Source organism: Fulverythrobacter ferritrahens (genome assembly GCF_020539485.1).
Taxonomy (GTDB): domain Bacteria; phylum Pseudomonadota; class Alphaproteobacteria; order Sphingomonadales; family Sphingomonadaceae; genus Andeanibacterium; species Andeanibacterium ferritrahens.
Genome location: NZ_JACDXU010000001.1, coordinates 776,262 through 799,040, shown reverse-complemented (window position 1 = coordinate 799,040; position 22,779 = coordinate 776,262). Strand labels below are relative to the sequence as shown.

General features: G+C 62.3%; 18 protein-coding genes and 2 tRNA genes. 12 read left to right on the top strand and 8 right to left on the bottom strand.

Annotated elements, in window-relative coordinates:
* Positions 1-70 precede the first annotated feature (70 nt).
* Entirely contained in the window at positions 71-2,245 is a 2,175-nt protein-coding gene (gene purL, locus H0274_RS03895; protein WP_226793027.1) for a phosphoribosylformylglycinamidine synthase subunit PurL, read from the top strand.
* A 55-nt stretch (positions 2,246-2,300) separates the two neighbouring features.
* Here purL and H0274_RS03890 read toward each other — a convergent pair whose 3' ends face one another.
* Positions 2,301-3,146, bottom strand: coding sequence for a Coq4 family protein (locus tag H0274_RS03890; RefSeq protein WP_226793026.1), 846 nt, complete (start codon positions 3,144-3,146; stop codon positions 2,301-2,303).
* Positions 3,147-3,275: 129 nt separating this feature from the next.
* Positions 3,276-4,157, bottom strand: coding sequence for a phosphoserine phosphatase SerB (serB, locus tag H0274_RS03885; RefSeq protein ID WP_226793025.1), 882 nt, complete (start codon positions 4,155-4,157; stop codon positions 3,276-3,278).
* On the opposite strand from serB, the gene miaA reads away from it, so the two are divergent.
* The 7 genes from miaA (at position 4,150) to H0274_RS03850 (ending at position 12,358) form a co-directional block, all read left to right on the top strand.
* Positions 4,150-5,109, top strand: coding sequence for a tRNA (adenosine(37)-N6)-dimethylallyltransferase MiaA (gene miaA / locus H0274_RS03880; RefSeq protein WP_226793024.1), 960 nt, complete (start codon positions 4,150-4,152; stop codon positions 5,107-5,109). The genes serB and miaA overlap by 8 nt on opposite strands.
* A gap of 302 nt (positions 5,110-5,411) precedes the next feature.
* Positions 5,412-7,160: an acetolactate synthase 3 large subunit gene (locus H0274_RS03875; RefSeq protein WP_226793023.1), complete on the top strand. Its 1,749-nt coding sequence runs from the start codon at positions 5,412-5,414 to the stop codon at positions 7,158-7,160.
* A 13-nt stretch (positions 7,161-7,173) separates the two neighbouring features.
* Positions 7,174-7,689, top strand: coding sequence for an acetolactate synthase small subunit (ilvN, locus tag H0274_RS03870; protein ID WP_226793022.1), 516 nt, complete (start codon positions 7,174-7,176; stop codon positions 7,687-7,689).
* A 122-nt stretch (positions 7,690-7,811) separates the two neighbouring features.
* Positions 7,812-8,831: a ketol-acid reductoisomerase gene (ilvC, locus tag H0274_RS03865; protein ID WP_226793021.1), complete on the top strand. Its 1,020-nt coding sequence runs from the start codon at positions 7,812-7,814 to the stop codon at positions 8,829-8,831.
* 178 nt (positions 8,832-9,009) lie between these two features.
* On the top strand, positions 9,010-9,660 hold the full coding sequence (locus tag H0274_RS03860) for a YceI family protein (RefSeq protein WP_226793020.1): 651 nt from the start codon (positions 9,010-9,012) through the stop codon (positions 9,658-9,660).
* A gap of 341 nt (positions 9,661-10,001) precedes the next feature.
* Positions 10,002-11,684, top strand: a complete 1,683-nt coding sequence (gene leuA, locus H0274_RS03855; RefSeq protein WP_226793019.1) for a 2-isopropylmalate synthase — start codon at positions 10,002-10,004, stop codon at positions 11,682-11,684.
* 29 nt (positions 11,685-11,713) lie between these two features.
* On the top strand, positions 11,714-12,358 hold the full coding sequence (locus H0274_RS03850) for a rhomboid family intramembrane serine protease (RefSeq protein ID WP_226793018.1): 645 nt from the start codon (positions 11,714-11,716) through the stop codon (positions 12,356-12,358).
* Between the two features lie 23 nt (positions 12,359-12,381).
* Here H0274_RS03850 and H0274_RS03845 read toward each other — a convergent pair whose 3' ends face one another.
* From H0274_RS03845 to H0274_RS03830, 4 genes are all read right to left on the bottom strand, one after another.
* Positions 12,382-14,382, bottom strand: coding sequence for a S9 family peptidase (locus H0274_RS03845; protein WP_226793017.1), 2,001 nt, complete (start codon positions 14,380-14,382; stop codon positions 12,382-12,384).
* Positions 14,383-14,558: 176 nt separating this feature from the next.
* Positions 14,559-16,025 carry a carotenoid oxygenase family protein gene (locus tag H0274_RS03840; RefSeq protein WP_226793016.1) on the bottom strand — a complete coding sequence of 489 codons (1,467 nt, stop codon included), beginning with the start codon at positions 16,023-16,025 and terminating at the stop codon, positions 14,559-14,561.
* A gap of 492 nt (positions 16,026-16,517) precedes the next feature.
* On the bottom strand, positions 16,518-16,946 hold the full coding sequence (locus H0274_RS03835) for a hypothetical protein (RefSeq protein WP_226793015.1): 429 nt from the start codon (positions 16,944-16,946) through the stop codon (positions 16,518-16,520).
* Between the two features lie 626 nt (positions 16,947-17,572).
* Positions 17,573-18,118 (bottom strand): MOSC domain-containing protein, encoded by a 546-nt coding sequence (locus H0274_RS03830; protein ID WP_226793014.1) that lies wholly within the window; start codon positions 18,116-18,118, stop codon positions 17,573-17,575.
* Between the two features lie 337 nt (positions 18,119-18,455).
* On the opposite strand from H0274_RS03830, the gene H0274_RS03825 reads away from it, so the two are divergent.
* Positions 18,456-19,439: an NAD(P)H-dependent flavin oxidoreductase gene (locus H0274_RS03825; protein ID WP_226793013.1), complete on the top strand. Its 984-nt coding sequence runs from the start codon at positions 18,456-18,458 to the stop codon at positions 19,437-19,439.
* 31 nt (positions 19,440-19,470) lie between these two features.
* Here the strand turns inward: H0274_RS03825 and H0274_RS03820 are convergent, their stop codons facing one another.
* Both H0274_RS03820 and H0274_RS03815 read right to left on the bottom strand, forming a co-directional pair.
* Positions 19,471-19,983 (bottom strand): hypothetical protein, encoded by a 513-nt coding sequence (locus tag H0274_RS03820; RefSeq protein ID WP_226793012.1) that lies wholly within the window; start codon positions 19,981-19,983, stop codon positions 19,471-19,473.
* 136 nt (positions 19,984-20,119) lie between these two features.
* Positions 20,120-20,611, bottom strand: a complete 492-nt coding sequence (locus H0274_RS03815; RefSeq protein WP_226793011.1) for a flavodoxin family protein — start codon at positions 20,609-20,611, stop codon at positions 20,120-20,122.
* A 63-nt stretch (positions 20,612-20,674) separates the two neighbouring features.
* Between H0274_RS03815 and recJ the strand changes: the two genes are divergently transcribed.
* The 3 genes from recJ (at position 20,675) to H0274_RS03800 (ending at position 22,768) form a co-directional block, all read left to right on the top strand.
* A complete protein-coding gene (recJ, locus tag H0274_RS03810) occupies positions 20,675-22,474 on the top strand; it encodes a single-stranded-DNA-specific exonuclease RecJ (protein ID WP_226793010.1) in 1,800 nt (599 codons plus the stop codon).
* A gap of 69 nt (positions 22,475-22,543) precedes the next feature.
* Positions 22,544-22,618: transfer RNA gene (locus tag H0274_RS03805), tRNA-Glu, on the top strand.
* Positions 22,619-22,693: 75 nt separating this feature from the next.
* Positions 22,694-22,768, top strand: a tRNA-Glu gene (locus H0274_RS03800).
* Positions 22,769-22,779: the final 11 nt, after the last annotated feature.

Genomic DNA, 22,779 nt, shown 5'->3' with positions numbered 1-22,779 from the left:
GCGCCAAGTAGCTTGCCAAGTAGCCTGAGGGGGCTGGCGCAGGGCGATAGGCGACGCTAAGGGCGGCTTCATGTCCCAGATCACTCCCGAAATCGTGGCCGAGCACGGCCTGAGCAAAGACGAATACGCCATCATCCTCGACCGGTTGGGCCGAGAGCCCAATCTGGTGGAGCTTGGCATCTTCTCGGTCATGTGGTCGGAGCATTGCTCCTACAAATCCTCGCGCCTGCATCTGAAGAAGCTGCCGACGCAGGCCCCCTGGGTGATCTGCGGCCCCGGCGAGAATGCCGGCGTCATCGATATTGGCGAAGGGCCGGACGGCAAGGGCCAGGCCGCCATCTTCAAGATGGAGAGCCATAACCACCCCAGCTACATCGAACCCTATCAGGGCGCGGCAACCGGCGTGGGCGGCATCCTGCGCGACGTATTCACCATGGGCGCCCGCCCGGTGGCCAATTTGAACGCGCTGCGCTTCGGGCGGCCCGATCACCCCAAGATGAAGCACCTCGTCTCCGGCGTGGTCGCGGGGATCGGCGGCTACGGCAATTGCGTGGGCGTACCCACCGTTGGCGGGGAAACCAATTTCCACAAGGCCTATGACGGGAACATTCTGGTCAATGCGATGACCGTGGGCGTCGCCGATACTGACAAGATCTTCTATTCCGCCGCCACCGGCGTTGGTAACCCCATCGTCTATGTCGGATCGAAGACCGGGCGCGACGGCATTCATGGCGCGACCATGGCCAGCGCCGATTTCGGCGAGAATTCGGAAGAGAAGCGCCCCACCGTGCAGGTCGGCGATCCCTTCACCGAAAAGCTGCTGATCGAAGCCTGCCTTGAACTGATGGCGACCGACGCAATCGTCGCCATTCAGGACATGGGCGCGGCCGGCCTCACTTCCTCCTCGGTGGAAATGGCCAGCAAGGGAGGCGCGGGCATCCGGCTCAACATGAACAAGGTGCCCTGCCGTGAAGAGGGCATGACGCCTTATGAAATGATGCTGAGCGAAAGCCAGGAGCGGATGCTCATGGTGCTGAAGCCCGGCAAGGAACCGATGGCCGAGGCGATCTTCCGCAAGTGGGAGCTGGATTTCGCGGTGATCGGCGAAGTCACCGATACCGGCCATATGGTACTGGAATTCAACGGCGAAGTGGTGTGCGATATTCCGCTCGGCCCACTGGCCGACGATGCGCCGGAATATGATCGCCCCTCCCTCAGCCGCGAAGACTATCAGGCATGGGCCAAGCCCGGCGAAGTGGGCGAAGTGCCTGCCAGCGCCGATCTGGGCGCGGATCTGCTCAAGCTGATGGGCAGTGCCGATCTCGCCTCGCGCGCGTGGATCTGGCAGCAATATGACAGTCAGGTCGGCGGCGACACACTGCAGCTTTCGGGCGGCGATGCCGCTGTGGTGCGCGTCCATGGCACGCACAAGGCGCTGGCCATGAGCACGGATTGCACTCCGCGCTATTGCTATGCCGACCCCTACGAGGGCGGGAAGCAGGCGATTGCCGAAGCCTATCGCAATATCAGCGCGGTGGGCGGCACGCCACTGGCGGTCACCAACTGCCTCAACTTCGCCAATCCGGAACGTCCGGAGATCATGGCGCAGTTCACCGGCTGCCTTGCCGGCATGGGCGATGCCTGCCGTGCGCTCGATTTCCCGATCGTGAGCGGCAACGTCTCGCTCTACAACGAATCCAAGGCCACCGGCGGCGGCAGTGCGATCCTGCCTACCCCGGCGATTGGCGGCGTTGGCCTGCTGGACGATTATTCGAAGATGGCCACCATCGCCTTCAAGAAGGAAGGCGATGCAATCTGGCTGATCGGCGGCGAAACCGGCCATCTCGGCCAATCGCTGTGGCTGCGCGAACTGCATGGCCGCGAAGCCGGCGCTCCCCCGCCGGTGGACCTGGCGGCCGAGCGCAAGCATGGCGAGGAAGTGCGCGCGCTCATCAAGGCGCAGGCCGTCACCGCGGTTCACGATATTTCGGATGGCGGCCTGCTGGTCACCCTTGCGGAAATGGCGCTGGCCGGAGGAATCGGCGCGCAGCTCGATATGGAACTCGATGTCGCAAAGGCCTTTGGCGAGGATCAGGGCCGCTATGTGGTCACTGCCCCGGCCGGAGTGGAAATTCCCGCCGCGCAGCGCATCGGCACGGTGGGCGGCTCCAGCGTGGCAGGCGCCTCGCTTCAGGCCCTGCGCGAAGCCAATGAGAGCTTCTTCAAGGACTGGATGGAAGGCTGATCCGGATCGCCATCCGCGGGCGCAAGCCCCGGATGGCGCGATCAGGCCGCTCAATTCAGGCCGGCTGCGGTTTCAGCACGGTATAGGGATCGATCCCGCCATCGCGCCAGGCGCGGTGGCATTGCCTGTAATATAGCGGCGGCGTGATGTTCAGCATGGTCCGCACCTGCTCCAGCGGCAGAGGCAGCAATTCCCGCACCGGAAGCTCCGCCACGCGCGGGCAGGCCTTGCCCAGCAGCTGCGCCTCCCGCACCGCCCGGAATATCGGCGCCGCAGGCGTCCGCTTGGCGATTTCCCGCGCGCCGGCATAAGCGATCAACAGATGCGCCGGCGCGGGCTGCTGGCTATATGTGAAAGCCAGTACACATTGTTCGCCCAGCGCATCGCGGCCATAGCCGGTCAGCACATGCAGCAAATCATGCGTGTCACGCAGCCGGTTGAGATAGAATGAAAACTGGTCTTGAAACTGCCGCCGGTCCGCCATGAAGCGCTCGAACTCATCCACCAGCCCCTGCGCGGTCAGCCCTTCGCTTTCCATGAAATCGCAATAGGCATGGGCAAGGCTGCCCTTGGGCGTGCGGCGCAAGGCCGCGTGATCGTCCAGCAGCTTCACCAGCGAAGGTTCGGCACCGATCGTGGCCCTGCCCTGCTCGCTGCGGAGAAACTGCCGGGCGGCGCGCGGCATGCCCTTCCAGGGCAAGGCCTCGAAAATGCGGAAGACTTCGGAAGTATCTTCCTTGTTCTTCACCAGCCGCCGGAAATGGCTCCATGCCTTGAGGGGGCGATAGCGAACCCGTGGGCGCAGCGGATCGATCAGCGGAAGGTCTGCCGGAACAGCGCAATTGCCCATGCCGGAAGGCGCGGCGCTGCTGAAATCCTGCACAGGTTCCGTAACGTCCATTCCCGAAAAATGGACCTTACTTACACTGATGTCAATATTGGCTCGTGCGCAGCCAGGCCAAGCTGGTCATGCGGAGATAACCTTCGTGATCCCGCGAAAGCGGGAATCAAGAATCGGCGCGGTCTCCGCTCAGCTTACCCACTCATTCTCGGGAATGCCCAGCAGGCTCAGGATGGCGGTCAGATCGCCCCTGTCGATCCAGCCATTGGCGGCGGCGCGTGCCTTGGGCTTGGCGTGATAGGCAATGCCATAGGTCGCCGCTTCCAGCATCGGGATGTCGTTAGCCCCGTCGCCCGTGGCGAGCGAGACTGCTTCGGCGCCAAGCTCGGCCATTTCTTCCAGTAATACGGCCTTCTTCACCCCGCTGTCGGTGATGCCGCCCACAAGGCCGCCGGTCAGCACTCCGCCTTCCACGGCGAGGCGATTGCCCACGACCCGCTCGAAACCGAGCAATTCCGCCACGGGATCGGCAAACTGGTGGAAACCGCCCGTCACCAGAACGGTGCGGCAGCCCTTGCTCTTCAGCGTTTCGACCAGCACACGTGCGCCCGGCATTGGATCGATGCGGGTATCGAGGCATTCGAAGATCGCCCCTTCCGAAAGGTCGCGCAGCAGCATCACCCGCTCGCGCAGGGCGTTTTCGAAATCGAGTTCGCCCTGCATCGCCCTCTCGGTAATGACGGCGATCTGGTGCTTGATCCCGGCGAAATCGGCCAACTCGTCAATGCACTCGGCCTGGATCATGGTGGAATCCATATCCGAGACGAACAGGTTGGGAATCCGAAAATCCGCCTCCGCCACGATCAGGTCCGATGGGCGGAAATGTTCGTCCAGCACGGCGCGTAGCGCTTCGCTCTCCCCTTCCGGCAGCGAAAGCTCCAGCACGCCGCCGCAGAAATCAAGCATCTGCGCCATGGCAAGGCGCATGCCTTCGCGTTCCAGCGCGACACTTGCCGCATCGAGACTTGCCGAAAGAGTGGCAGGGTCTGCTATCAGCCGGGCAATGAGCAAGGATCAGTCTCCGAATTCGTCCGGCCACCTGCCGGCGTTGGCGCTAATTGCAGGGCCGACCGCCAGCGGCAAGAGCGATCTCGCAGTAAGGCTCGCCCTCGCCCTTGCGAGTCACGGCCGCCGGGGCGTGGTGGTGAATGCCGATGCCTCGCAGGTCTATGCCGATCTCGCCGTGCTGAGCGCGCGCCCCTCAGCCGAGCAAATGCAAGGCGTCGAACACCGCCTGTTCGGCGCGTGGGAGGGGGCGACCGCCTGCTCCGCCGCTGACTGGGCCGCTGCCGCGAGGCGCGAAATCGCCGAGATACAGGCACAAGGCGCCGTGCCGATCCTGGTCGGCGGCACCGGCCTCTATATCCGCACTCTGCTGGACGGCATCGCTCCTGTTCCTGAAATCGACGCAAATGTGCGCGATGAAGTGCGCGCCATGGCGGTCAGTGAGGCTTACGAGGCGCTGAAGGCCGAAGATCCGGAACGTGCCGCCCGGCTCGATGCGGCGGACACCACGCGGGTGGCCCGCGCGCTGGAAGTGATCCGCTCCACCGGCAAGCCCCTCTCCTTCTGGCAGGCCCGCAGCGAGGGTGGGATCAGCGCGGCGGTCGATCTTCACGCCGTGGTCCTGCTTCCGCCGCGCGATGAACTCTATCGCCGCTGCGATGCCCGTTTTGCGCGGATGCTGGAAAGCGGCGCGGTGGAGGAAGTGAAGGCCCTGCTTGCCCGCAGGCTGGACCCTGCCCTGCCGGTGATGCGTGCTATCGGTGTACCGGAAATCGCGGGCTTTTTGCGCGGAGAATGGAGCCTTGCAGAAGCGCAATCAAAAGGCTCCCAGGCGACACGAAATTACGTGAAGCGGCAATTCACATGGGCAAAGCACCAGTTCCCGGGCGATTGGCAAAGATTTGAGTCACACGATTACCCTCTCAAATTTTATTTTGAAAGATTATTACCCAACTAAGCCTTGACGCGTTATAAATGATCCCGTAGCTGGCTCGTCGAGTTTGGCTCATCGGGCCATGCAATCGGATGGAGAGGCGACCCGGCGCAGCCCACTGCGCCGGGTCGGTCTTTTGAAGAAGGACTGGCCGGCACAACCAACTGCGCCGGGTCGGTCTTTTAAAGAAGGAGCGACTGGCAAAGACGGCGAAAACGCCCGGCCAGTCATCAAGGAGAAGCCCCACCTGCGAAACATCGCATGGGGCACGTTCGAGGAGGGGTTCCGGATCGGTCCGGCGCCCGAGGAAGAAAAAGGAATTCTACGTGGCCGAGGAAAAGAGCGGCGCGGCAATCCTGGTCGAGAGCCTGGTCAAGCAGGGCGTCGAATATGTGTTCGGCTATCCCGGCGGTGCAGTGCTTCCGATCTATGACGAGCTGTTTTCCGACAAGCGCATCCGCCACATCCTCGTCCGGCATGAAGCCGGCGCGGCTCATGCGGCGGAAGGCTATGCCCGTTCCACCGGCAAGCCGGGTGTCGTGCTCGTCACGTCTGGCCCGGGTGCGACCAATGCCGTCACCGGCATTGCCGACGCTTTCCTGGATTCGATTCCGCTGGTGGTCATCACCGGCCAGGTCGCGACCAATCTGATCGGGTCTGACGCGTTCCAGGAAGCCGATACGGTTGGCATCACGCGCCATTGCACCAAGCACAATTATCTCGTGCGGGATCCGGCAGACCTTGCTGCGACGATTGACGAGGCGTTCCAGATCGCCACCACCGGCCGCCCCGGCCCGGTCGTGATCGACATTCCCAAGAACGTCCAGGTCGCCACCGCCAGCTGGCAGGATGGCGAGATTCAGCGCAAGATCCGCTATTCGCCGCAGACCGCGGGCAGCGTGGAAGACATTGCCGAGGCCGTGGAACTGATCGCAAATGCCCGGCAGCCGATCTTCTACACGGGCGGCGGCATCATCAATTCCGGCCCGCTGGCCACTGAATTGCTGCGCCATTTCCAGTCGCTCACCGGCGCGCCCGTTACCAGCACGCTGATGGGCCTTGGCGCCTTCCCCCATGACCATGCCGACTGGCTGGGCATGCTGGGGATGCACGGCACCTATGAAGCCAATCTGGCAATGAACCAGTGCGATGTGATGGTCTGCATCGGCGCGCGTTTCGACGACCGCGTCACCGGCCGCCTCGACGCTTTCTCGCCCGGTTCCACCAAGATCCATATCGATATCGACCGGTCCTCGATCAACAAGGTCGTGCCCGTCGATCTCGGCATCGTGGGCGATTGCGCTACGGTTCTGGAACAGCTCATCGCCGTCTGGGGCAAGCGCAAGGCTGCGGATCTGAGCGAGTGGAAGGCCCGGATCGAAGGCTGGCGCGCGCGCCAGAGCCTGGCCTATCCCGCCGAGAGCAAGAGCGGCGACATCATGCCGCAATATGCGATCGAGCGGCTGTTCGCCCTCACCCGCGAGCATGATCCGGTCATCACCACCGAAGTCGGCCAGCACCAGATGTGGGCCGCGCAATATTTCGGTTTCGACAAGCCCAACAAGTGGCTCACCTCAGGCGGGCTCGGCACGATGGGCTACGGCCTGCCTGCCGCCATTGGCGCGCAGCTCGGCAATCCGGACACCCTGGTGATCGACATTGCGGGCGAAGCCTCGATCCAGATGAATATCCAGGAACTGGGCACTGCCAGCCAGTTCCGCCTGCCGGTGAAGGTGTTCATCCTGAATAACGAATATATGGGCATGGTCCGCCAGTGGCAGGAACTGACCTATGAAAGCCGTTATTCGAACTCCTATTCGGACAGCCTACCCGATTTCGTCCGTCTGGCCGAAGCCTATGGCTGGAAGGGTATCCGCATCGAGGATCAGAGCCAGCTGGATGACGGCATTCGCGAGATGATCGCTTATGACGGGCCGGTGATCGTGGATTGCCGCGTGGCCAAGGAAGCGAACTGCTTCCCGATGATCCCGTCGGGTGCCGCACATACCGAGATGCTGCTTTATGGCGACGAGGTTGCGGGCACGATGGAAGACGAAGCGAAGGCATTGGTGTAAGGGCGCCCCCGTGATGAAAATCCAGCATTCCGCATCCGAGCGCCATGTGCTCACCATCATCGTCGACAATGAGGCGGGGATTCTCGCCAAGATTGCCGGCCTGTTCACCGCGCGCGGCTATAATATCGACAGCCTGACCGTGGCGGACATCACCGAAAACCACGCAGTCAGCCGCATCACCATCGTCACGAACGGTCCCCCGGCCGTGATCGACCAGATCCACGCCCAGCTGGAACGGCTTGTGCCGGTGCACAAGGTGATCGACCTGAGCGAGGAAGGCCCGCATATCGAGCGCGAGTTGGCGCTGATCAAGGTAGCCGGAAAGGGCGACAACCGCGTGGAGGCCCTGCGCCTGGCCGATGTGTTCCGGGCCAAGGTGGTCGACACCACGACCCAGAGCTTCATCTTCGAACTCACCGGAACGCCCGACAAGATCGACAGCTTCGTCACGCTGATGCGCGAATTGGGGCTGGTCGAAGTGGGCCGCACCGGAGTGGTCGGCATGATGCGTGGCCCCAACGGTTCCTGATCAAGGCAATTTAGGGGTCGAAATCGCGCAAGTGAGCGCGTATCGGGCTGGCCGACCGTTCTGGCCAACCGAATTCTTGGATTTGTGCCCCGCCGGGATGGGGCGACGGAAGGAATGAGAAAATGAAAGTCTATTACGACGCCGATGCGGACCTGAACCTCATCACGGGCAAGAAGATCGCCGTGCTGGGCTATGGCAGCCAGGGCCACGCCCATGCGCAGAACCTGCGTGACAGCGGCGTGAAGGAAGTGGCCATCGCGCTGCGTCCTGGCTCGGCATCGGCCAAGAAGGCCGAAGGCGCCGGTTTCAAGGTTCTGAGCAACAAGGAAGCGGCTGAATGGGCCGACATCCTGATGATCCTCGCGCCCGACGAACACCAGGCCGCGATCTGGGAAAACGATCTGAAGGGCAACATGAAGAAGGGCGCCGCCCTTGCCTTCGCCCATGGCCTGAACATCCATTTCGGCCTGATCGAAGCTCCTTCGGACATCGACGTGATCATGATCGCGCCCAAGGGCCCCGGTCACACCGTGCGCGGCGAATATGTGAAGGGCGGCGGCGTGCCGTGCCTGATCGCCGTTCATCAGGACGCCAGCGGCAATGCGCATGACATCGCCCTTGCCTATGCCTCGGGCGTTGGCGGCGGCCGCAGCGGCATCATCGAAACCAACTTCAAGGAAGAGTGCGAGACCGACCTGTTCGGCGAGCAGGCCGTGCTGTGCGGCGGCATCACTCACCTGATCCAGGCCGGTTTCGAAACGCTGGTTGAAGCCGGTTACGCTCCGGAAATGGCCTATTTCGAATGCCTCCACGAAACCAAGCTGATCGTGGATCTGCTGTATGAAGGCGGCATCGCCAACATGCGCTATTCGATCTCGAACACCGCCGAATATGGCGACATCGTAACCGGTCCGCGCATCATCACCGAAGAAACGAAGTGGGAAATGAAGAAGGTGCTGGAAGATATCCAGTCCGGCCGCTTCGTGAAGAACTTCGTGCTCGATAACCGCGCGGGCCAGCCCGAGCTGAAGGCGAGCCGCAAGGCAGCCGCGGCCCACCCGATTGAGCAGACCGGCGCCCGCCTGCGCGCCATGATGCCCTGGATCGGCGCGAACAAGCTGGTTGACCAGACCAAGAACTGATCCGCTTTCCACATTGCGGAAAACATGCGCCGCCGGCGGGATCATATCCCCGCCGGCGGCGTTGTTTTATCCGGCGTGCGCGCAGGAGACGCGCATGCACAGTAGACTTTATCAAACCGGCAAGCCAAAGTGCCGGTCATCCATTCCATGGGCTAAACTCAAAGGGAGGAATTCAAGGATGCGCAAAGTTCAGATGGGTATCGCCGCGGTTACCGGTGCGGCCCTGCTCTACGTCGTAGGCGCGCAGGCGCAGAACGGCGACCTCGGTGGGCCCGGCAAGGCCGATGCTTCTGTCGTCACTGCCGGCACCTATGCAGCCGATCCCGGCCACACGCTGGTAGGCTGGAAGGTGAATCACTTCGGCTTCTCGGACTATTTCGGCATTTTCGGTGACGTGAAGGGCACGCTCAAGCTCGATCCGAAGAACGTCGCCGCCAGCTCGGTCGAAGTGACGATCCCGGTTTCCAAGGTCACTACCGCCAATGCGGGCCTGACCGGCCACCTGCTGGCCGCCGGCAAGGACGGCAAGCCTGCCGACTTCTTCGGCGCTGCTCCGGCCGATGCCACCTTCAAGTCCACCTCGGTGAAGGCCGCGGGCGCGAACAAGGCCACCATCACCGGCGATCTCACCCTCAATGGCGTGACCAAGCCCGTGACGATCAATGCCGAATTCGTCGGCGCCGGGGCCAACCCCTTCAACAAGAAGGAAACCGTCGGCTTCAAGGGCACTGCGCGCATCAAGCGTTCGGAATTCAACATCAATTACGCCGTGCCGATGGTGACCGATACGGTCGACCTCGACATCGCGGCTGCTTTCGAAAAGCAGTAAGCCAGAGCCGTCATTGCGAGGGGCCGAAGGCCCCGCGGCAATCCAGGGCCCAGCATGTGGTGCCCTGGATTGCTTCGCGGCGTTGCCGCTCGCAATGACGAAACTTGCTTTCCGCAGCCTGCCCGAACCTTTTCCTTGAAATCCGCCGCACAATTGTCCATCTGCTGTGGCGATGACGAACCGCTCGCTCCTTAGCCTGCTTCGACTTACACGCCCTTAGGCGTGTCCCCTCGCCTGCGCGCCTCGCGCATGGCAGCCCGCCTAAGGGCCATCTCAAAAAACTTCAGTCGAATATGGCCGCGCACCTTGCCGTGCGCGCAGCAGGCGATAAGGCAATTCTCATGGCGATGCTCAAAAATCCTGGCGAAAAATACCGGCCCTTCCCGCAGGTTCCGATCACGGACCGGCAGTGGCCTTCCCGCACCATCACCAAGGCTCCGCGCTGGCTCTCCACCGATCTGCGTGACGGTAATCAGTCGATTATCGATCCGATGGATGCGGTGAAGAAGAACCGCTTCTTCGATACGCTGGTGGAAGTAGGCCTGAAGGAAATCGAAGTCGGCTTTCCCGCCGCGGGCAAGACCGAATTCGACTTCATCCAGGGCCTTGTCCGCTCGGGCAAGATTCCGCAGGACGTGATGATCCAGGTGCTGACCCAGTCGCGCGAGGATCTGATCCGCACCAGCTTCGACAGTCTGGAAGGCGTACACGCGGCCATCGTCCACCTCTACAATGCAGTGTCCCCTGCCTGGCGCGACATCGTGTTCCGCATGAGCAAGGCCGAAGTGAAGGAAATCGCCATCAAGGGGGCGAAGATCCTGCGCGATGAAGCAGCCAAGCGCCCGGATACGGACTGGTATTTCGAATATTCGCCCGAAACCTTCTCCACCGCTGAGCTGGATTTCAGCCTGGAGGTTTGCGAGGCGGTGATGGACGTGTTGCAGCCGACGGCGGATCACCAGTTGATCCTGAACCTGCCCGCCACGGTGGAGGCAGCAACGCCCAACGTCTATGCCGACCAGATCGAATATTTCTGCCGTAACATCCCGCGGCGCGAAACGGTGGCTATCAGCCTGCACACCCATAATGACCGGGGCACTGGCGTGGCGGCAGCCGAACTGGGCCTGATGGCCGGCGCGGACCGCGTGGAAGGCTGTCTGTTCGGCAATGGCGAGCGTACCGGCAATTGCTGCCTGGTGACAGTCGGTCTCAATATGTACACGCAAGGTGTTGATCCGGAACTGAATTTCTCCGACATTGATGCCATCATCGAGACGGTGGAATATTGCAACCAGATCCCCGTCCATCAGCGCCATCCCTATGGCGGCGAACTGGTGTTCACGGCCTTCTCCGGCAGCCATCAGGATGCGATCAAGAAGGGCTTCGAAGCGCAGTCCAAGCGCAACGACCAGCTGTGGCAGGTGCCCTATCTGCCGATCGATCCCGCCGATCTGGGCCGCAATTACGAAGCGGTGATCCGCGTGAACTCGCAGAGCGGCAAGGGCGGTTTCGCCTGGGTTCTGGAACAGGATCAGGGGCTGAAGCTGCCCAAGAAGCTGCAGGCGAACTTTTCCAGACACGTCCAGCGCATGGCCGACGAGTTGGGCCGCGAACTGAATGCCGCCGATATCTGGCAGGTTTTCCGCGAAGCCTATTTCGTCAAGGTCGAGAAGCGCCGCTTCCGGCTGGTCAATTACGATGAAGGCCGCGCGGCTGACGGCACGCGCATCTTCACGGGCACCATCGAAGTGGACGGCAAGGAACAGAGCGTTTCCGGTCGCGGCAAGGGCCTGATCTCCTCCGTGCTGGCCACGTTGAACGATAGCTTCGGGCTGGAGATGGAAGTGCTCGATTATACCGAGCATGCGCTGGGCCAGGGCACCGATGCGCAGGCAGCGGCCTATGTCGAATGCGCCCTTCCCGATGGCCGCGTGGTGTGGGGCGTGGGGATCGACGAGGATGTCGCCTCGGCCAGCGTCCGCGCGATCCTTTCCGCCGCAAACGGCGCGACGCGCCAGGCCTGATCTTGCGCGAAGAGGACGAGACATCCTCTGTGAATGATACTGAGGGGCAAGACGCCTTCGCCCTGCCCCTCAGCGCACAATGGCCCGGCTGGGCCTTGATCGCGGTCATGGTGGCAGCCTTCTTGCTGCATCTGCCGCGCGGCGCCGTCATGTATGAATGGGCCGTCTCCGCCCAGATCCTGCGTGCAGGCTATTGGCAGAACATCCTTCTGCATATGTTCGCCCATGCGGGCTTCATGCATATCGCCTTCAACTGCATGGCGCTGGCGAGCCTCTCGCCCCACGTCGCCTTTCGTCTTGGCGCGGGGACGAATGGCTGGCTGCGCTACCTCGCTCTGTTCATCTGCTGCGGGCTTGCGGGGCTGGCGATGTTCCTGGCGATCCACCCCGATGGCGATATCCCCATGCTCGGTGCATCGGGTGCGATCTTCGGCTTCGCGGGTTTCCTGGTGCGCTATCCGCCTGGAGCGCCTGGCACCATGCCGCTATGGACGCGCGAAACCGGCCGCGCGCTGGTGGATTTCGTGAAGACCAACCTGTTCCTGATCGCGATCCTCACCCTGCCTGCCCTGCTGACCGGCCAGGGCGGCGGCGTGGCGTGGGAGGGGCATCTGGGCGGCTTCCTGTTCGGATTGCTCGCCGCACCGGCCTTCGTTCGCCGCCCCGCCCGCTGAGCACCACGCCCGCTGAGCGCGGCTCACTTCACATATCTGGCATACCAATCGAGCCAGCGTTTCATCCGGTCTACAATGTAGCTCGGCCGGATGAAGCCGTGGCTCTGATCGGGATAGATCACCAGTTCAGTATCGATCCGGCGCGCCTTCAGCGCCTGATACATCTGCTCGCTGGCCCAGGTCGGCACGTTAACGTCCGCCGAACCGACCATGAACAGTGTGGGCGTCTGGATGCGGTCGGCATGGAGGAAGGGGTAGGAGTTCTTGATCCAGACCTCCGTATTCTCCCATGGCATGCCCAGTTCCACGTCATATTCCACCGCATATTGGTCTGTGCCGTAGCCCAGCAGGACATTGGCGATCGACGCGCCTGACATGGCCGCCTTGAAGCGGCGATCGGAGGTGATGAGGTAATTGGTGGACATTCCGCCATAGGACCATCCACCCACCACCAGCCGCTGCGGATCGGCAACGCCCTTGGCCACCGCATCGTCCACGGCGGCGAGATCGTCCTCCACGTCCACGCTGCCCCAGGCGGCCTTGATGCCCGAAGCATAGGCCGTGCCTCGCCCCGTGCTGCCGCGCGGATTGGGCGTCAGCACCGCAAAGCCCGCACCGGCGAACACCTGCTGCCACATGTCGAAACTGTAATCATATTGCGCGGCCGGCCCCCCATGCGGGTGCAGGATCGTCTTGAGCTTCTCGCCCGACTTTGCATTCGGCGGGACCATGACGAAGCCATGGACCTCGGTGCCGTCCTTGCTCTTGTAGGAAGTGAATTTCGCGTCAGCAAAATCGATGCCCTTCATCCATTCGGCATTATGGCTGGTGAGCGGGCGCAGCTTGCCCGCATCCAGCGCGTAAAGCTCGAAGGGCTTGGTCGGCGAGGAATAGGTCACAACCGTGCGGCTGCCCTCCGAATCCGGGCTGCGCAAGACGAACTCGCCGCCGGCCAGCACCGACACCTTGCCCCCACTTGCGGGCACGGAGGCGAGCTTCATCTGCCCGTCATCCTCCACGATGAACTTCAGCGCCTTGCCGTCCGCCGTCCATTGGGGGTTGTAGACATTACGATCCTGTCCCTTGGTGAGGATCACCGGCTCGCCCCCGCTGGCCGGGATCACCGCCAAATCGCTGGCCGCATACCACAGCAGCTTGGGATCGCCCCCGCGCACATAGGCGAGCTTCGACCCGTCCGGGCTCCACACCGGGTAAGATCCGAAATCCGGCCCTGCATCCGCGCCTTCATAGCTGGTGAGCTGCACCGGCGCGGCACCGGGCGCATCGCGGCGCGCGAGATAGATGTTGTAGTCGTGCGAGCGGTCCGCATCCGGCCCCCGGCGCGAGACGAAGGAAATGCGCGTCGCATCGGGCGACCAAGCCGGGAACCCCTCGTCATAATCGCCATCGGTCAGCCGCACCGCCTTGCCACTAGCCAGATCGTAGAGCCACAGGCGTGAGCGTTCCTTGCCGAGATAGCCGACCCCATCGACCTTGAAGTGATAGCGGTCGATCACGATGGGCGGCGGAATCTCATCGCCATCCTTGGTTTTCTTCGGTTCCTCCGGCCTGTCGAGCACGATCAGGGCGAGATATTTGCCATCGGGCGACCAGGCGAAATCCTCCACCGATCCCTCGATCCCCTCAAGTGGCGCTGCTTCCCCGCCCGCCGTCGGCAATATCCAGAGCTTCGAAAGGTCCTTCTCATCCGCGCGAGAGGAGAGGAAACCGATTTTCTTGCCGTCCGGGCTGAACTTCGCATTGCTCTCGCTTTCGCCCTTGCGCGAGGTGAGCTGGCGCGGACCGCTGCCATCCCAAGGGGCGAGCCAGATGTGGGAGACCGGCCGGTCCGCATCCAGATCCGCAGCCGACACTGCATAAACCGCCGCATCGCCCGATGGCGAAAGGTCGGGATCGGAAACGAAAATCTCCTTCACCTGATCCTCAGGCGTCACTGGGCGGGCAAGCGCCGTCAGCGGCTGCAGCGAGAGGACAAGCGCAGTGGCAGTGAAAAGCAGACGCATCGGAGGGCCCCCTGTTATCGACCTGGTTTCAAGAGATACCTTCTACGCATTTGCCAGGGCTGCACAATCCCGACAGCGCAGTTTTGGGGAGGAGGTGAGATGACGGGAATGGTCCCCGACTGCGCTGGGATTCGCACGCCAGAAAACTCACCCCCTGAACTCACCCCCTGAAATACTCACCCCACGCCCAGCTGCTTCGCCGTGGACCAATTGCCATGCAGCCCCTGCCGGATCTTCACCGGCATTTTCGCGCGGGCAATCGGCCCTTGATCCACGCGTTGCGCATCGAAGAAGCACAGGTCCGAATAATTGGCGACATGATCGTCCACCAAAGCGACGATATAGCCCTCCCCTTCGGCGGCATCGGAGGATTTGGGAATGAAGCAGGGTTCCTGGATTCCGCTGGTCGGGCCGGGCCACCAGCTCTTGGTATCGCCGGTCGAGAGATCGATGTGGCACAATGTGTTGAGCGCGCCCACGAACGGCCCCGGAGGGCCCTCATACCGGGCCTGCGGATCGAAGGCGATCATCCAGCCATGACGATAGGCCTGCCCGGCATAGCGGTCGTCGATGCGGGGGAACTCATCGGCAATGCTGGTCATCTGCTCGACCTGTTCGAACTCCTCCCCATTGCTCGACAGATCCACCGTCCAGCGCGTGAGATAGGACAGGCCTCCGATCGGATCGAAGGGCGCGCCGGTAACGTCGGGGAAGAAGGGGAAGCTGTTCTTCGCCGCGATGGGCAGGTCGAAATAGATCTTCGTGCCATCGTTGAAGGCATTCATCACATGGCCGGTGAAGCAATTGGACGGAGCCTTGAACCAGCGCAGATCCTTCGCCGTGGCCCCTGCCTTGCGCGGCAGCACCGCCAGCCAGGTGGGCAGCGAATGGTCGAACCCGAAATAGGGCATCCGCTTTTCCAGCCGTTCCATATTGGTGATGCAGGGCATCACGTTCCACACTGCGTAATCCTGCGTGATGCCGAAATCGTGCATCATGCACAGATATTTGTTCTCGAAGGGAATCTCGAACAGCAGCTCGCCTGACGGGCTGATCTCGAAATAGCTCATGTCATAGGTCATCGGCCCCTTCGCCATGTAAGAGAAGGCGCACATATTGCCCGTGGCCGGATCGATCTTTGGATGGGCGCAGAAGGTTTTTGCCTCCAGCCGCCCGCCAAAATCGGTGTAGCCGAAACTGTCGAGCGAAGTGGGATCCATCAGCAGACAGGGGCTGTCTTCCTTCATGGCGTAGAGCTTGCCTGCATGGACCATCACATTGGTATTGGCCGTGCCCCTGATCTGCCCCGCCACCGATGGATCATCCGTCAGGTGGTTGCGGTAATGGCCGAACAGGGATCGGCCTGCCTTGTTCTCCAGCTTCCACTTGTCCGTATGGGCATAGCGCTGTTTGAAATCGACCTTGCCGTCATGCACGCGAAACATGCTGACCATGCCATCGCCATTGAAGAACTGATCGTCCTCGAACTTCGGCGCGAACTGGTTATCGGGATGCACCCGGTGAAACGCGCCGTTCAGTTCGGCCGGAATCTCGCCTTCCACTTCCATGTCGAGGATGTCGCCTTGCAGGCGCAGGGGGCGAAGCGTTCCGGTGAAACCCGGATTATTCGGAAAATGTGTCATCGCATCGTCTCTCCGCATGAGTTCAGGAAACTCGTGTCAGTGAAACGATAGCTTGGGCCGCCCATGGACAAATTGACCAAGGGCAAAAAATCCCTGCGGCGGATCAAGTTTGCGAAAGGTTCTGCTCGGAGGTGGTATGACCGGAATGGTACGGCCGGGGGGCGCGAGGGGGGAGATGGGGCGCCCGCCCGGCCGGCGGATCAATCGATCCGCATGGCGATACCCACTGGCCCCACGCAGCCAGACAACAATATGCTGAACAATTGCATCGCCATGCCCCTATCCGTCATGCGACTCAATTTCCGCAATATTAGACGATTTTTGCTTTATTGAGAAGGAAATTGTAATTTTGTTATATTCAACTACAATATTTGTAAGTTCTTCATACAATTTCGCATAGACTGGCCGTCAAACGAGATGCCGCGCGCGATACGGAGGGATATCCGTTTTTAGGCATATTGACCTTGCCCCATGCGGGCTGAATTTGGGTGGTTAGCTGCCATCTCGGCGAAACGGCCGCAGGCGCTTTATTTGCCGAGCAAGCGGAAAGGGTTGGCGCAGCTCAAATTTGCGTAGTTCCAGAGTGGCATCAGCGTCGCCGCACCGTGCGGCTCTACGCATCCACCGACGGTAGCCCGTCAAATCGTTCACATAGAAAAGTGTCAGCGCAAAATTCTGGGCAGCGTCGATCTCGCCCTGGCGGAATGCTCGATACATCATGCCAGCGGAACTGTTCGGATCGCTCAAACGCCCTAAATCTGCTCGCTTACCCGAAGCTGTTCTGCGGCATGCGAGGCTCAGCATTGCCGGACCGTATTTACGGTGAGCGAGATAGTGCAAAATTGGCTCACCGAAGCCATTCGCTTTGCCTTCAAGGATCGCTTCGGCCCGTGTGAACAGCCGCTCAAATCTCTCGCTCATATTGAGCAGCTACGTTGTGTCTGGAACGACCGCAATGTTGTCGTGTCTGGAACTACAGCATTGGAAAGTTTGGGGTGGTGAGCGGACATTATTGGCGGGAGAGATACTTCTCTAAAGCCCTCGCTTGAGCTTCCTTGCGCGATGCTTCACCCGGGTCGAATCTATCCGACCTACAATGTCGGTTTAAGTGTACGATAGGTTGCGCATCACCCCTGCGGCGGGCACTCCCAGTGCGGGACCGGCTGGCGGAAACGACGCTCAACATATGCATATCATAGCAGAGCGCTGAGTGAATGTCATGAATGTTGTCGCGTCCGGAATGGCGGCATTCGATAGATTTGAGGTGTGTAGCGGACGAAGTTCTCGGCCCAATCACCACACGCCGTTCGTCCTGAGCTTGTCGAAGGACAGGGGAAACCGTCCGCCCCATATCCCCTTGTTGGGCAAGCGCCGGAGCGCGTCCTTCGACAAGCTCAGGACGAACGGAGATTTGTGAAGGCAGTAGCCTGTCATTCCGGAACGGCGGCTTTAGACACATTCGTTGTGCGAGGGGGCCTTCCTCACCCGTCATCCTCAACTTTATCGAGCAATCACGGCTGCCTTCTTTCCCCAGTGAACCAAACCACCTAGACCGGACCCAGCGGAACTGGCCGAGCCGGGGCCCATTCCATCGTCACGGTATCACCCGCTCGCACTTCTCCGCCTTTCAGAACGATCGCCATCACGCTCGCCTTGCGCACCAGCGAGCCATCCTCGCGGCGATCCAGCATGGCGACCATGGCTCCCGGCGCGATATTCTGGTCGATCTGGCGGCAGGGATTGCGCAGGCCCGTGATCTCGATCAGCGCCTGCGACCCGAGCAGCAAACGCGTTCCGGCAGACAAGCGCAGCAGGTCCACGCCACGCGTAGTCACATTCTCCCCCAATTGCCCCGGCTTTACGTCGAGGCCTTTCCGGGCCAGTTCCTCCAGCAGTTCCGCATGGATCAGGTGAAGCTGTCGCAGATTGGGGGCCGCCGGATTCTTCGCAACGCGGGAACGATGACGGACGGAGGAACCGGCGTGGGCGTCGCCCGCCACGCCCGGCCCCGCAACGAGATGCAACACGGTGCGCCGCTGCTTGGAAAAGCGATGTTCGCCATCGCTGGCGACGGAGATGATTACCCCCTGCATCAGCCGGACATTACGCTGCCGTGCCTAACGGGCAAGTATTGTTAAGGCTCGATCCCCTGCTTGAAAGCGATACACACGGGTCACGGATATCTGGATGCGGGAGGAAAACCATGATCCTGCGCCTTACCACCAAAGCGCCCCATCCGGATCGCACCCCGGAATGAGCGAACCGGCATGCCCTCGATGGGCAATTGCTCGACGTTCATATTATAGCATTTTATATCAATAGTTTCATTAAATATTCTAGAATGCTTATTAAATAGCGTTCCGAGCAAACCATAGTGTAATATGTGTAGCATCCCCGGTCAGAGCGGCCGGAAGCTGAACGGAAAAAACCATGCCTCTGCCCGCCCTGCTTTCCAATCTGCGCCTTCCGGTGATCGGTTCGCCCCTGTTCATCATCTCGAATCCGGAGCTGGTAATCGCCCAGTGCAAGGCCGGGATCGTGGGCAGCTTTCCCACGCTCAACGCCCGCCCCTCTGGCATGCTGGACGAGTGGCTGCATCGCATCACGGAAGAACTGGCCGCGCATGACCGCGCCCATCCGGAAAGCCCTGCCGCGCCGTTCGCCTGCAACCTGATCGTCCACCGCTCCAACCCCCGGCTGGAGGAGGATGCGATGGTGCTGGCCAAGTGGAAAGTGCCGCTGGTCATCACCTCGCTCGGCGCGATTGAGGACATCAACAAGGGCGTCCATGGCTGGGGTGGGATCGTGCTGCACGACATCATCAACCAGCGCTTCGCCCACAAGGCCATCGACAAGGGCGCGGATGGGCTGATCGCGGTGGCAGCCGGGGCCGGTGGCCATGCCGGGGCGCAATCGCCCTTCGCCCTGATGCAGGAACTGCGCGAATGGTTCGACGGGCCAATCGCCCTGTCAGGAGCCATCGCCCATGGCCGCTCCATCCTGGCCGCGCAGGCCATGGGGGCGGACTTTGCCTATATCGGCTCCCCCTGGATCGCCACGCCGGAAGCCAACGCCATCGACGCCTACAAGCAGGCAATCGTGGAAGGCACGGCCAGCGACATCGTCTATTCCAACCTCTTCACCGGGGTACATGGCAATTATCTGAAAAGCTCAATCCAGCGCGCGGGGCTCGACCCCGATCATCTGCCCGAAAGCGATCCCACTACGATGGATTTTGCCAAGGCCACCGGCAGCGAAGCTAAGGCGTGGAAGGACATTTGGGGATCGGGCCAGGGTATCGGCGCGGTCAAGGCCGTGGAGCCGGTCGCCGTTCGGGTAGCCAGGCTGGCAGAACAATATGAGGCGGCAAAGCGCGAACTGGCGGCAAAGGCCAACATGCCAACGGCGATTTAGCGGCGGAGCGGTTTCCTGTTCACAACGGGGCCTATGCGGGCATTTCTTCCCGCAGGAAGTCCGGCACCGGGCGCCCGGCAAGCCAGCCAAGCGTCGCCTCGCGGAACAGCGTCGTCCCCGTCAGGCTGTGTGCCGGGAGCCAGCACACTGCGGCGAGGCCGGGCAATCCGCATAACAACACCCCAAGGAGCAGCTGGGCCCGCAGCACCAGCAATGTCCCCTCCCCGCCTGCCAGATGCGGCGTGGGGGCCAGCGTCACTGCCTCGCAATGAGAGAGCGATGGCAGCAGGCCGAAGCGACGCGGATGGAGCAGCAGCATCCCCGGCTCCCCCGGCGCGAGGCCGCGCAGATCGAAAGTGAGGCCTCTGACCGACAATTCCATCCAGTCACCCTGCTTCGCGCCCCCGCGACCGGACAAGCCACGGCTGGATGAGCCGCGACCGGAGGAAGCGTCAAAAGTGATGGAGAATTCTCCATGCTCGGCAAGGGCGCGCACTGCCCGCGCATCCGGACGCGAGGCCGCGTCGAACAGAAGCGAAAGCACCGGTGCGGCCTGCCTGCCGCCTGTTGCAACTTCTAAAGTAATGGCCCGTTCCCCCAAACTGGCCGATTTTGTGCCCTTTAGGGGGCCGTGCGTCGAGTCCCTGACCGGCGAGTCGCGTCCACATTGGAGGATTCCGTCAGAAAATGCCGAGGGAGATGCCCTCCGCAAGCAGGGCGCCAACCTCGCGGCAGCGGGCCAGTTCGCCTTCGGGCACAATCTTGGGAGCCGCGATGGCCGCAGGCGTCTGCGCGCCGAGATTGACGATCACCCCATCTGCCACGCGCCGCAGCCGCCAGCCGGTCACGATCCGGTCGATCTGCCCCTGCGCTCCGTGGCCATCCGATCCGGCCGCAATCAGCGTGGCATAGGGCCGTCCTTCGATGCGCCCCAGCAAGGGGTAATAGCTCAGGTCGAACAGTTCCTTCATTTCGCCGGTCATGGTGCCGAGATTTTCGGGACAAACGAACAGGAACGCCGATGCGGCCAAAAGATCCTCCGGAACCGCATCGCGGGCGCGCATCATGCGGGCACTTCCGCCAGCCCCCTCCCCCGCAGCCTGGGCCAGGGCCCGCGCTGCTCCGGTGCGACTGTGCCAGAGGATAAGCAGAGGCAGCGGGTTCTTCTCCATCGCGACAGCATCCGGCATGGCGTGGCATTGTCAACCGCACCGGGTCCGGAGTAGGCCGCCTGCATGGCTACTCACGGCAAATCGGCGGTTTTCGGCGTTGAACACTCGCTCGCAGGGCGCAACTGGCGCTGGCGCGGCGGCAATATGGACATTGGCGAAGGCCACTCGACCATGGCGGGGCTGGAGCATGATCTGGTTACCCAGCTCCTGCTCGCCCGCGGTGTCGCGCATGACGATATAGAGCGGCACCGCAGCCCGACCCTGCGCGGTTTCCTCCCCGATCCGAGCGAATTTCGCGACATGGATGCCGCTGCCCGGCGCCTCGCGGAGGCCGTGCTTGGGAACGAGACGATCACTGTCTATGGCGATTACGACGTGGACGGGGCAACCAGTGCCGCCCTGCTCGTCCGCCTGCTGCGGGATCTGGGGCACGAGGCACGCTATTATATCCCCGACCGCCTGCTTGAAGGTTACGGCCCCTCGGCTGAGGCACTGGTCCGGCTCGGGGAAGAAGGCTCCAGCCTGATCGTTACGGTGGATTGCGGCGCGATGGCCCATCAGGCACTCGCCATGGCGCATGATGCCGGCGTGGATGTGATCGTGGTCGATCACCACAAATGCTCCACAGAATTACCCGTTGCCACCGCACTGGTGAACCCCAACCGCCTGGACGAAAGCGATATCGGGGCCGCGCATGGCCATCTGGCGGCAGTGGGCGTTGCCTTTCTGCTGGCCATTGCCACAATCCGCACCTTGCGGGAGTGCGGCTATTTCGAAAGCCGCCGGGAGCCAGATCTGTTTGCGCTGCTCGATCTGGTGGCGCTGGGCACCGTGGCCGATGTGGCGGCGTTGCACGGCCTCAACCGTGCGCTGGTGGCCCAAGGCCTCAAGGTCATGGCCCGGCGAGAGAATATCGGCATGGCCGCTCTTATCGACGCGAGCCGCCTGAACCGCGCGCCGACTTGCAGCGATCTGGGCTTCGCCCTCGGACCGCGAATCAATGCCGGTGGCCGCGTGGGCGAATCGACATTGGGCGTGCGGCTGCTCACCACTCAGGACCCGGATGAAGCCCGCGCCATCGCCGCTCAGCTCTCGACGCTCAACGAAGAACGCCGCGCGATCGAGGCCGCCGTGCAGGAAGCCGCCGAGGAACAGCTGGCCGCGCAGCATAATCGCTCGGTCGTCGTTCTAGCCGGCAGCGGCTGGCATCCCGGGGTGATCGGCATCGTAGCCGGGCGCATCAAGGAAAAGGTCGGCAAGCCCGCCCTAGTCATCGCGCTCGACGCCGATGAGCAGGGGCGCGGCAAGGGATCGGGGCGGTCCGTCAGCGGAGTGGACCTCGGCTCGGCCATTATCGCCGCACGCGAGCATGGCTTGCTGGTGGCAGGCGGCGGGCACGCCATAGCCGCTGGCCTCACCGTGGAGCCGGACAAGCTCGATTCGCTGGCAGACTGGCTCGACGAGCGCCTGTCGGCAGCGGTGATGCGCGCCATGGAAGAGCGGTCCATGCTGCTGGACCTTGCCCTTGCACCCGGCGGCCTCACTCCGAATCTTGTGGAAACTTTGGAAAGTGCCGGCCCTTTCGGCGTCGGCTGGCCCGCCCCGCGCATCGCCGTGGGCCCCGTGCGGATCGTGAAAGCAGATATCGTGGGCAAGGATCACGTGCGCCTGATCGCCAGCGGAAGGGATGGCGGATCGTTCAAGGCTGTGGCCTTCAGAACCGCGGAAACCGAGCTCGGGCAGGCTCTCCTGCATGGTTCGCGCGGGCGCAGCCTGTGGCTGGCGGGCCGTGCGAAGCTGGACGACTGGGGCAGCCGACCCCAGGCGGAATTGCATGTAGAGGACGCTGCCTGGGCTGATTGAGATAAAAGCGTTTAAGAGGCTTGACCGCACCGGAAAGCACCCCTAAGTGCGCGGACCTGCCACCGACGTGGCCCCTTCGTCTAGCGGTTAGGACGCGGCCCTTTCACGGCTGAAACACGGGTTCGATTCCCGTAGGGGTCACCACGGTGGGCATGGTTTTCACACCATGCCTGCCGATGCGTGCGAAGCATCGCTGGCCATCGGATTGCCGGATAATTCGGCCCCTTCGTCTAGCGGTCAGGACGCGGCCCTCTCACGGCTGAAACACGGGTTCGATTCCCGTAGGGGTCACCAATCCGCTCCCC

Coding starts and splice junctions, on each gene's coding strand:
- purL (WP_226793027.1), top strand. CDS start 71: ATGTCCCAGATCACTCCCGAAATCGTGGCCGAGCACGGCCTGAGCAAA.
- H0274_RS03890 (WP_226793026.1), bottom strand. CDS start 3,146: ATGGACGTTACGGAACCTGTGCAGGATTTCAGCAGCGCCGCGCCTTCC.
- miaA (WP_226793024.1), top strand. CDS start 4,150: ATGAGCAAGGATCAGTCTCCGAATTCGTCCGGCCACCTGCCGGCGTTG.
- ilvN (WP_226793022.1), top strand. CDS start 7,174: ATGAAAATCCAGCATTCCGCATCCGAGCGCCATGTGCTCACCATCATC.
- ilvC (WP_226793021.1), top strand. CDS start 7,812: ATGAAAGTCTATTACGACGCCGATGCGGACCTGAACCTCATCACGGGC.
- H0274_RS03860 (WP_226793020.1), top strand. CDS start 9,010: ATGCGCAAAGTTCAGATGGGTATCGCCGCGGTTACCGGTGCGGCCCTG.
- leuA (WP_226793019.1), top strand. CDS start 10,002: ATGGCGATGCTCAAAAATCCTGGCGAAAAATACCGGCCCTTCCCGCAG.
- H0274_RS03845 (WP_226793017.1), bottom strand. CDS start 14,382: ATGCGTCTGCTTTTCACTGCCACTGCGCTTGTCCTCTCGCTGCAGCCG.
- H0274_RS03840 (WP_226793016.1), bottom strand. CDS start 16,025: ATGACACATTTTCCGAATAATCCGGGTTTCACCGGAACGCTTCGCCCC.
- H0274_RS03835 (WP_226793015.1), bottom strand. CDS start 16,946: ATGAGCGAGAGATTTGAGCGGCTGTTCACACGGGCCGAAGCGATCCTT.
- H0274_RS03830 (WP_226793014.1), bottom strand. CDS start 18,118: ATGCAGGGGGTAATCATCTCCGTCGCCAGCGATGGCGAACATCGCTTT.
- H0274_RS03825 (WP_226793013.1), top strand. CDS start 18,456: ATGCCTCTGCCCGCCCTGCTTTCCAATCTGCGCCTTCCGGTGATCGGT.
- H0274_RS03815 (WP_226793011.1), bottom strand. CDS start 20,611: ATGGAGAAGAACCCGCTGCCTCTGCTTATCCTCTGGCACAGTCGCACC.
- recJ (WP_226793010.1), top strand. CDS start 20,675: ATGGCTACTCACGGCAAATCGGCGGTTTTCGGCGTTGAACACTCGCTC.